The following is an 11011-nucleotide window of genomic DNA, read 5'->3' as shown; positions in this document are numbered from 1 at the left end:
AATTTTTCATTCTCATGTTCCAACTGCTTGAAATCTTCAGCTGTAGGGATAAAAGCAGCCTGTCTTTTGCTGGCTCCATCCAGTTGATCTACATCTTTACGGTTCAACTCTCTTGCCCACCGCAACACCATCTTGGGATCCAATTCGTGCTGTCGGGCTATAGCTGTAAAGTTCCCGATTTCTTTCCCTTTTCGAACGATATCCATCTTGAAATTAAGATCATATTGTACTCGTTTCATAACGTTCCCCTCCGTCTATTCATATTGTATTTGATTAAGGGGTGTACTGTCCAAAGCTTCTAGGGGGCTAAAAAGAAACAACCAGAGTTGACCGCCATTGATAGTAGGTCCAGAGATTGGTTTAATAATATGTTTCTCTCTTAAAAAATCAACTTGATCAAGACCTACCCCTAACAATTCAGAAACTTCCTTTTTGGATATTCCATTCTTAGGAATTTCATTTTTATCTCTAATTGTCATTGCATAAATTTTTGTTGATATTTTTTTATAGCTTAAGTTATTGATTCCTACTTCTTTTTCGTAATCATCCTTCCAATAATTTAACAAATAATAATCTAATTTCTCTTGAATAAAGGCGTATTGTGATCCATTTATCCATTTAGTTGAAATTATCATTAAATAAATTAATTGGAAAATTTCTAACTGATCTATGATGCTAAAATCAGAATTGCTTCTCTCTCTATAGTGAAACCTTCTTGCGAAGTACTCAGAAAATACAGAACTTGATTTCACAACCTCAGATTTCGTGAAATTGAATCCACATTTACATGACATCAGCCTTTGTCTATATGGATTTATCCTCCCTCCATAGCCATTGCAAAAATCAACCATTAAGCACCCATGTTCATGACAAACTGTATACAACGAAACTTCCCATATGCTTTTATGAAAACCATGTTCCTTAAAACATAATGGACAGAATCTTTGTTTTGTAGCACAAGTAGCATTTCTCCATAAATGAAATCTTATCTTCTCATCAGAGAATTTAATTTGGCCAAGTTGGTTTATTAATACCATATTATTCAAATTAACTTGATCAAGTCTCATCAATAGACTCAGTTTCCTCAAATCTAACTCTATATGTGGGATAAGAATGTTATTAAATTGATTGTACTTCTGTAATCCTGACCGACGATAAACAATTTTAGAGTCAGGTTCACATTTATTCAACTCAGACACTCTTAAAATTAATCCGCGTAGACTTTCACCTTCATTGGGTTCAACCCGTTTAACAAAAAATCTATTTTCCTCACAGTATTGCATGTTTTCACCCCCATCTCATATTCATTTGTTTATTACCAAAACAAGGTACTGTTAAGCCCTAATTGCACTCAAATTAATTTCATTGACTAAATAAATAAGCCCAGAACATTCAAGTTCTGAGCTCAATTTATTTAGTGTATAATTATTCATTTTTGTGTATATTCTTTTTTTGAAACAAAAACTACAATAAAATATGAAACATTTACAGTTATTTATGAAAAATAACACATGGGGGGGGTTTAACAGTCGCAGATGACTACCTGAATCAATTACATCTGCCATATCCGCAGTTGCTGCAATTTTTGCAGCCCTCGCTATTAATGAGTGAGGCTGAGCCGCATGATGGACATAGATCCAGCGAGATAGCCGAGTTCCGATTGACTGCATACTGTGCAGTCGTCTCCGTAATAACCTCTTGCGTTGCAGTCACATAAGCATCCGCTTCATTATTGGAGGCTATAACGTGCATTTCCAACGCCTGAGCTACAGCATCGGCAATAGACTCCACTCGATTCGGACCAAATCCGATTGCACCTGATCCGCCAATACCCTTCAGATGCTTGGTTAACAACTGCACTTTATTTCCATGATCACCATATCGTAAGAACAGCGAGCAGACTCGTCCAAGAGCCTCGGACATCGCGAATACGTCAGACCCCGCCTTACCAACATTCAGAAACACCTCGCTCGGTGATCCGTTCATCTCATTAATGGTAATGTAAGCCATTCCGAATGGAGTGTTGAACTTATAGGTTGCGCCGCGCAGCACTTGAGGACGGCTTTTATACTGTTTATCCACAATTCCGCTGCTTATGGCCGATGCCTCTGCTGACTTTGATATCTCAACCTCGATAGAACCCCCAACTGCTCTGTCTCTCTCTTGCGATACTGCTTGTTCCGGCTTTTCTTGTGCTAGCTTTGTTTGTTCTCCCTGAGAAAGCTTTACTTCCTGAGCCTTGTAGACTCCTTCCGCTTCCTTCACTACCAGGTCGGTTTTATCTAACTCACTCACTTCCTTCTTATCTGTAGAAAGCACCTGGACATCACGACTTCCATCACGATATATCGTGACACCCTTGCAGCCCAGATCAAAGGCCAGCTCGTAAAGGCGTTTCGTTTCTTCAAGCGTGAAATCAGCTGGGCAGTTTGCCGTTTTGGAAATCGAGCTGTCCACCCACTTCTGAATCGCAGCCTGGACTCTGATGTGATCCTCCGCTGACAAATCCATGGATGTTACAAAATAATCCGGAAGCTCCTCTTCAGAGTGTGCATCCTTCCAATCCTGCGCTATCGGTACAAATTGCTTGTCAAAACCTAATCGGCTTTGTCTGTAGTATTCAAATGCAAAATAGGGTTCGATTCCCGTCGAAGTGCCCACCATTGTACCTGTACTGCCTGTTGGAGCCTGCGTAATGACGGTAACATTACGCATACCTTTTTGTTGAATCGCCGCACCCACTTCGGGATAAACGCTAGTCATCGTCTTCATGAACCCGCTTTGCAGAAAGGGTTCGGCCTCAAAATGCTGGAAGCTGCCTTTTTCCGCAGCAATATCAGCTGAAGCCAAATAAGCTTCCTTAGCCATAAAGCCATACAGCTGATCTAGAAACAGCAAGGATTCCGGGCTTCCATAACGAATTTGCAGCTTAATCATCAATTCAGCCAACCCCATCGTTCCCAGTCCTACACGACGCTCCCCCTGCTGATTGATTCGGTTTTCCTCAAAATGATAAGGCGTCTTATCGATCACATTGTCGAGGAATCGTGTGGAATGACGCACGACTCTGCCTAAATCAGCCCAGTCAACATCCTGCTTCTGCTCATCATAAAACTTGGAAAGGTTGATCGCTGACAAATTGCAAACACCCCAGGCAGGCAGCCCCTGTTCACCGCATGGATTAGTACAAATAATCGGATTAAAATACCAGCTGTTAGACATCTGATTGTAATACTCCATAAAAACTACACCTGGCTCTGCCGATTTCCAGGCGGATTCCATGATCGTATGCCATATTTCACGCGCTTTGACCGTACGCTGCACATGTACCTTCTTACCGAGCTTTTTCCATTTATCCAGATCACCATTCCAGACGGTATCGTAATCAGGATCCTTCGTATCAGGGTAAACCAATTGCCAATCAAGATCTTCCTTCACTGCCTTCATAAAACCATTGCTGACGCAAACGGATAGATTGGCATTTGTAATCTGACCCATCGTCTGTTTCACCGTAATAAAATCGACGACATCCGGATGCCAATCATTCATCATCAGCATTAATGCACCCCGACGACTGCCCCCTTGCTCAATGAGGCCGGTAGCATAGCTAAATAATCCTCCCCAGGAGACGGCACCGCTCGAAGAACCGTTGACACCTCTGACAATTGCACGCCGTGGACGCAATGAAGACAGGTTAATGCCTACACCGCCGCCTCGTGCCATAATTTCCGTCATCTCCGATAAGGTAGTCATAATGCCGCCTCGACTGTCATGGGGAGAAGGTATGACATAGCAATTAAACAAGGTAAGCTCATCGCTTGCATCTGCACCGGCAGCAATCCGTCCGCCAGGTACAAGCTTCCAATCGTTTAATAAAGCTCTGAATTTCTCCGTCCATTCTGTCCTTTTCTCGGGTGTTGCTTCTACAGAAGCCATTGCCGTTGCTAGACGGTCCCACATTTGCTCCGGCGTTTTCTCAACGGTTAAGGTAAGCTTTTCTACTGATGAATCTACAACTTCACCATTACGAAGCTTAACCTTTACCTGGCTCCCATTCCTGCTCATGACTTCTCCGACTTCCTTCGCCGGAAATTTGGGATCGTCCTTGGTGAGAACCAGTACGGTATCCCCGACTTGAGTCAGACTTGTATCTGCATTTTTCAATGCGTAGCGGTCCAAAAAAATTTTTTCACTTAATCCATTGAGTTTCGAGCTTTCAATTTTATTCAAAGTAACAACCTCCTGAGATTTTCAGATAAGATAAAACACAATATGTAGTATGTATGAATCATTATAATTCACTATATGTAGTTTTTCTAATAGGGTGAGGATCAAATAAAGCAGTTTGGACAAGAAGCGGCTGCTTTTGCTTTATTTATCTCTTTCTATCGAAGTTTCTCATTCGTTGACTTCTGGCTATCTCCTTGATACCCTATTCATAGGGATAAATCTGGTTATACAGCATCATCAAAAGCTACTATCAATTTACCATATTTCATCCATATTTACAAACATATGTTCCCATTCGTAAGGAGGCATTAATTATGTACTTATATCAGCAGCGTTTTGTCGCAAAAGAAGAGGTAGCCATTTCGCCGGATGATCGCGGGTACTACTTTGGAGATGGAATCTATGAGGTGTTCCGCGTATATAACGGACAATTGTTTGAAGCGGAAGGCCATTACCGTAGACTGGAAAAAAGCGCAGCAGATGTCCGTATCCCTTTGCCATACAGCACCAAGGAGCTTCATGAAAAGTTGATCGAGCTCATTGGTCTTAACCATCTGCAAGAAGGTACCGTCTACATACAAATAACACGGGGCAGCGCTCAGCGCTCGCATCCTTTTCCTGGACAAGTCGAACCTGTCCTGATGGCTTTCACAACTGAAATGCAGCGTCCCACACAAAAGATGGAGCAAGGGATAACCGCAGTTACTGCTGATGATATTCGCTGGCTTCGCTGTGATTTGAAGACACTCAATTTACTGCCCAATGTGATGGCCAAGCAGAATGCATTGGACCATGGAGCTGATGAAGTGATTTGGCATCGAAATGGTATCATAACGGAATGTAGTGCATCCAACTTCATGCTCATTAAAAATGGAGAGTTATGGACCCATCCAGCGAATAACCTGATCTTGCACGGAATTACCCGCAATGTGGTTCTTAAGCTGGCCCGACAGCTACAACTGGTAGTACATGAGGCTCCATTTTCTTTAGATGAATTACAGCTTGCTGAGGAAGCTTTTATAACCGGCACGACTGTAGAAGTCACCCCTATTATATCTGTAGATAATGCTCCTATTGCTCAAGGCTTGCCTGGACCGGTAACGCGTCAGCTGCAGCAGGCTTTCAGAAAGCATATTGGCCTGACATAGGAATTTTATCGATTCTAAACGTTACCCTGAAATTCACATACTCAAACAAGCCTTTACTGGATAAACAGCTTATCCATACTCGGCATAGATATACAAAAAAACCTCCGAAGAATCTTATCTCCGGAGGTTCCATGTTTCATTAGCATATTTGTCAGCCATTAGCTGCTCGGCCAATGCTTGCTCGTAATCTGTCAACCCCTCTTCCACCAGCTCCACATTCAGTCCTTCGGCAAGACCAATTCGAAATGCTTCTTCAACCTCTGGCAGAGCTACCGTTGCTCTTCCCAGATCCCGACACAGGTCATTAATCGCTACTGCTTTATGTACAAATTGCTGCCGCAGCCGTTCCTGCAAACGTTCGTTTTTAAATAATAGCACACGAAACAACTGATCCACATCCATATCCAGCAAAATAGAGCCGTGCTGCAGAACCACCTGCTTTTGCCTCGTTTGCGCGCTGCCGGCGATTTTCCGCCCCTCAACAACAAGCTCGTACCAGGAGGGAGAATCAAAACAAGCGGCCGAGCCCATCGACTCATACTTCCGTTTATCCTCTTCACTTGCCAACTGCACCATTTCGGCATCCAGCCCCAGCTTGCGAAAACCAAGCACAAGCCCCTCACTTAATACGCGATAGGCCTCAGTCACACTCCTTGGTATTCCTGGATAATCCTCTGCCACAATGATACTGTAGGTCAGCTCCTGATCATGCAGCACGGCACGGCCTCCCGTCGGACGCCGAACAAATCCCAAGCCCTCTTGTCTTAATTGCTCAAAATTGATTTCTTCTGCCGCCTTTTGAAAATAACCTATTGATAGTGTAGCGGGGTTCCAACCATAAAATCGCACCGTCGGCGGCACCTTGCCTTCACTATGAGCCGTCAATATCGCTTCATCTACTGCCATATTATAAGCAGGATGCTGCCTTCCTGATGAAAGAAAACGCCATTGTTTAGTCATCTTCCTGCCTCCTTTTGATTTGTAATAACTGCTATCCACTATCATAATGCATCGGAAGTAGTTATGAAAGTGCTTCTTTTCGTCCATACTACTACGTAATACTAGCCTATGCTAGCCTGCTACTAAGCATCTTTCCGAGCGAGAGGCATGAAAGGAGACACTATCCGTGCAACCATCCGGCCCTAATGAATATATACGTCCCTTTAACGACCATGTCCAGCTGCATTTTGGACGTGACTGGTTTGAAGAACTGCACACGAAAGCAATGCACAACGGTCCATGGGATGATTGGACACTGTACCAGCTTGCTTATGAAGCCGAGCAGGCCAGCCTGATTTCAAGCTTTGACGAGCTGCAGTGTCTTGTGCATATTCAGAATGTGACTCCAATGAACCATCAGATCGACACTGCCAAAAAAGTGCTGACCGAAATGCGCGGCCGAGCGATTCTTGCCGATGAGGTCGGATTGGGCAAAACGATCGAAGCCGGACTTATATTAAAAGAATATATCATCAGGGGCCTCGTCAAAAAAGTGCTTATTCTTGTTCCAGCCTCTCTGGTGCTGCAATGGGTTCGTGAGCTGAACCAGAAATTTGCCATCCCAGCGGTTGCCCACAAAAAAGCCTATATGTGGGAGCAGGCCGACATTGTAGTCGCATCGATGGATACTGCCAAACGAGACCCGCATCGAGACATCGTGCTTGGCCTTGAATACGATATGCTTATTATCGACGAAGCTCACAAATTAAAAAACAAAAAGACGACGAATTATCAGTTCGTTACCGAGCTTCGCAAAAAATATTGTCTGCTGCTTACCGCAACTCCCGTACAAAATGATCTCAAGGAGCTTTATAATCTTATCACCCTGCTGAAGCCAGGTCAGCTTGGCGGCCAAAGCAGCTTTCAGAGTAATTACGTAGTCGACAAACGCATTCCCAAAAATGAAGATCAGCTGCAGCACGAGCTATCCAAAGTGATGATCCGCAATCGACGCAGTGACGGCAATATTCATTTCACGAAGCGTATTGTCCGGAACCTGACTTTAAAGCTGTCACCGCAGGAGCAAGCTCTTTACGAAGGCGTGACTGCATTTGTGAAGGGCAGGTTCGAGGACTCCGGAGGTGACTTCAGCAGCGCTCTTTCGCTAGTAACGCTTCAAAGAGAAGTATGCAGTAGCCGCGATGCCGTATTCCTTACTCTGGTGAATATGTTCAAAAAAACTCCTGAGGATTCCCCCGTACGCCCCCGGATTTGGGAGCTGATTGAGCTGATCCGCAGTATTAAGGCAAATACGAAAGCGGAGGCCGTTATCGAGCTTCTCAAGGAGATCGACGATAAGGTCATTATTTTCACTGAGTACCGCGCTTCACAGGAATATTTGATGCAGTATTTGAAGGAGCATGGTTTCTCCGTTGTACCTTACAGAGGCGGTATGAACCGCGGCAAAAAGGATTGGATGATGGATCTGTTTCGCAATCGGGCACAAGTCCTTGTCGCTACGGAGGCTGGCGGTGAAGGGATCAATCTGCAATTTTGCCATAACATGATCAACTTCGACTTGCCTTGGAATCCGATGCGGGTTGAGCAGCGAATCGGTCGTGTGCATCGCCTTGGGCAAACTCACGATGTGCATATTTACAATTTGGCTACAGAAGGAACCATAGAGCAATACATTTTGTCCCTGCTTCATGAAAAAATAAATATGTTCGAGCTCGTAATTGGAGAGCTGGACACGATATTGGAACGCTTCGACAAAACCCAATCATTGGAAACACATTTGGCCAAAATGATTCTCACCTCTCGCAGCGAGGAGGAGATTCGCCGTAACATCGATGAGCTGGGACAGTCCATCTCATCGATTCGTAATGAAGCTCTCCAGCAGGAGCAGGATGCAGTCCCTCTCACCATGATTCTGGATGCATTAGGACAACCGATCACACATGAAACGGAGGTGCTCCCATGAAACCCGAGCAGATTGAAAGGTTCGTCATGCGTTTCCTGCACGCCGAAAAATGCGATATTATCGAAAAACATCCGGCTTACGTTACTGCCAAACTTTCTCCTTCGGCCGATAAGGAGCTCACCTTCCGCCCTTATTACTGGAGCTTTGTCGAGCGTACTGGAATTGTACCCGAAACGATGACATGCACCTTTATCTTTGATCCCGAGGCGCATAAGGAAATAACCCAGCCTGCCCAAGCAGGCGGGAACATGCCACCGCAAGCCGCTCCCGGATACGTAACCTCTGGTGGCGTATCCGTCCCTGCTGCAAGCGCTGCTGCGAGACTTAATCCATCATCACCCGGTCCGAATGGCTCTGCTGTACAACCTGGATCAGTGTCTCCCACTACATCATCAGGGCGCTCTTCAGCATACGCGCCTTTCGGTGCAGCAGCAACATCCACAGCCTCTCAGGCACCGCCGACCCAGCCGGACAGCATACTTGGGCGATACTTTGGCTTTGTGCCCACTCAAATTACCGCTCGGATCCCTAAGGATGAGGTTACATTCGGAAGCCGCCGTTTGCAGCAGCTTTTTGAGGTCGTCCGCAATAAAGGGAAATTTGTTCACCTGTATGAGCAATACATTCCCGATCAACCCAAATTACGGAATACCTCCGCTTATGAGAACTGGCTGCAAGTCAATTTCAAGGTGGATTTAGCCTGCGATATGAAACGTAGCGAAATCCATTCACTCGGCATCCATTTGGGTACAGGGGAAATTCGCGGACAATTTCAAGAGCTACTCCTAACTAAGCAGCTGACACCTCGTTTACCTGCACAGGTATTTCTGAATCCCGATACCATTACATTGGCACGCGCTGTTCTGTACCTGGAGCAGCACCTGGAACAGCTGCTGCGAGGGTATGATCATCGATGGGCAGAAGAAGCAGGAATTCGCCTGCAGGAGGAAATAGACCGGATCAACGGCTATTACAAACCTTTAATCGAGAACACAGAGCTGGAGCACAAGTCGGATATTGAACAGCAGTACACCAACCGGAGACAGGAAATCGAATGGCAGTATCGGCCGCGCATTATGATATCCGTCATCAACTGCGGTCTTTTTCATTTACAAGCCGTGGGCTTGCACAGCAGATGACGTATTGTGCTATGTGACAGCAAAATAGGAAACAAACTTTGTTTATTTGAGATACAGGTTGTAACAAAATAATTAACGCATATTCAGTACAATAGATGCATACCACATGTAACGCGACTTGTTGAATGACATGAAGTACATTAAGAAAGCAGGTGAGTTTATGTATAAAGCAAAACTATGGGTCATTTCGTTACTACTATGGACAAGCCTGACACTCCCATCGCCGCTCTCTTCCGCCGCACTGCCGCTAGCTGCCCAGACTGCGCCCGTACCTGCTGCCATGCTTATTCCTCCTGATGCCAATAATATATTACAGGCACCTTCCTTTATGGAGGCTGTCCAGCAATGGATAAAGCAGCTCGCGGGCGAGCCTGGCTATACTGCATGGAAGCAGGCCACCTGGTCAGGATACTCACTTGGACCCGGAACACACGGCTGGATTGTTCTCGTCCAATCAGAAGGTCGTGATGTTGGTTATATGGTAATTCACGCTGCCGATCCGGGTAATCCGAACAAATATCAGCTTACGGAATACGGCAGCGGCGGGAAGCCGCTGTTCAGTCTGCAAACCCTGTACCGCTCGCTGGTACAGCTCGAACTTATACATAGCTCCTTTACCGTGCAACCTTGGTACGTAAATCCTTTATACGCCCTCTGGATCGTAGAATCCGGTGGTACTCGTTATTACCTTGATGCAGGAACTGGAGAGTCCTTACCCCTTGATAACATTACCCAACCTCCAAACGATTCCGATCTTGCAAATACGGCTAATAATTCCTTACTGTCCGTGCATACATTGAAGCAGAGACTGGCAATTCCCTCCTTTGACCCCTACGAAAAGCTACCTTGGATACAAGGTGTGCCAGCCAGCTTCACAGGATGGGCTGAGCTTCAGGACGAGCTTCAACAGCAGCACAGGCTTACCTTCACGGCAGAACTTTACGAAGCCAAATTGCGCTTTGTAGCCGCAGTCATCGGTTTCCATCAATGGTCCAATGACGAAGCCTTTCTCCTGCTAGAACAGAATGGACAACGGGCTATTCCCTATTCGACCCTCTCTCATTATGGACATCTTTTTCGAAATTCCCCTTAGGTTGTTCTCTTCCTCCATATAGAAAAGCTTCCTATCCACTCTGTACGACTTCATAAGTCGAACAAGGTGACAAGAAGCTTTTCATTTTTATAATATCAGAATTAATAAGTTTTCAGCGAAGCAGGATGTTCTGATATTTCAAGAAAAGCAATCTATAAGACTCGAATATATCTTCGCCCTGTAGGCTTCCGATTAGATACTTTTCTTGTTAAGCAGCTCTTTAAGCCACATACCTATTGCATAAGGTACCATTCCAAACCAACGATACGGCCAAGGCTCACGTACCTTCCGGTGAATTGCTCTTGTCTGCTTGCGAATTTTCCTTGGGGTTTCCACATAATCCAACAGCTTCTCTGTAACATATGTGACCCATTCTTCTCCCTGAGCCAAACCTCGGTCACCCCCGTCTTTCAAGTGTAACCGTGTTTATAGGTTTACAAACCTAATCGCCAATGGAGTCTCTGGACCTATCCTAACA

At 45.1% G+C, this 11011-nt stretch carries 9 protein-coding genes; 4 read left to right on the top strand and 5 right to left on the bottom strand.

All coding sequences use genetic code 11. The features are described from left to right. The 3 genes from BM210_RS12575 to BM210_RS12565 form a co-directional block, all read right to left on the bottom strand. The coding region (locus BM210_RS12575) for a hypothetical protein (RefSeq protein ID WP_091168414.1) at positions 1-239 on the bottom strand (239 nt) is incomplete at its 3' end. Positions 240-254: 15 nt separating this feature from the next. Beyond that, positions 255-1283, bottom strand: a complete 1029-nt coding sequence (locus BM210_RS12570) for a TniQ family protein (RefSeq protein WP_091168410.1) — start codon at positions 1281-1283, stop codon at positions 255-257. A 265-nt stretch (positions 1284-1548) separates the two neighbouring features. Further along, positions 1549-4230 carry an adenosylcobalamin-dependent ribonucleoside-diphosphate reductase gene (locus BM210_RS12565; protein WP_091168408.1) on the bottom strand — a complete coding sequence of 894 codons (2682 nt, stop codon included), beginning with the start codon at positions 4228-4230 and terminating at the stop codon, positions 1549-1551. A 314-nt stretch (positions 4231-4544) separates the two neighbouring features. On the opposite strand from BM210_RS12565, the gene dat reads away from it, so the two are divergent. Beyond that, positions 4545-5378, top strand: a complete 834-nt coding sequence (gene dat / locus BM210_RS12560; RefSeq protein ID WP_091168406.1) for a D-amino-acid transaminase — start codon at positions 4545-4547, stop codon at positions 5376-5378. Positions 5379-5492: 114 nt separating this feature from the next. On the opposite strand, the gene BM210_RS12555 is transcribed toward dat, so the two are convergent. Next, on the bottom strand, positions 5493-6338 hold the full coding sequence (locus BM210_RS12555; RefSeq protein ID WP_091168404.1) for a lipoate--protein ligase family protein: 846 nt from the start codon (positions 6336-6338) through the stop codon (positions 5493-5495). Positions 6339-6504: 166 nt separating this feature from the next. On the opposite strand from BM210_RS12555, the gene BM210_RS12550 reads away from it, so the two are divergent. From BM210_RS12550 to BM210_RS12535, 3 genes are all read left to right on the top strand, one after another. Beyond that, a complete protein-coding gene (locus BM210_RS12550; RefSeq protein WP_091168402.1) occupies positions 6505-8301 on the top strand; it encodes a DEAD/DEAH box helicase in 1797 nt (598 codons plus the stop codon). Beyond that, complete coding sequence (locus BM210_RS12545) at positions 8298-9440, top strand: YqhG family protein (RefSeq protein WP_091168400.1); 1143 nt, start codon at positions 8298-8300, stop codon at positions 9438-9440. The genes BM210_RS12550 and BM210_RS12545 overlap by 4 nt, the downstream gene beginning before the upstream one ends. 160 nt (positions 9441-9600) lie before the next feature. Further along, a complete protein-coding gene (locus BM210_RS12535) occupies positions 9601-10533 on the top strand; it encodes a hypothetical protein (RefSeq protein WP_143101042.1) in 933 nt (310 codons plus the stop codon). A 192-nt stretch (positions 10534-10725) separates the two neighbouring features. Here the strand turns inward: BM210_RS12535 and BM210_RS12530 are convergent, their stop codons facing one another. Continuing rightward, positions 10726-10923, bottom strand: a complete 198-nt coding sequence (locus BM210_RS12530; protein ID WP_091168390.1) for a YqzE family protein — start codon at positions 10921-10923, stop codon at positions 10726-10728. Between the last annotated feature and the right edge of the window lie 88 nt (positions 10924-11011).

It is taken from the genome of Paenibacillus sp. 1_12, assembly GCF_900114475.1.
GTDB lineage: Bacteria > Bacillota > Bacilli > Paenibacillales > NBRC-103111 > Paenibacillus_S.
This window is presented reverse-complemented; position numbering and strand designations above follow the sequence as displayed.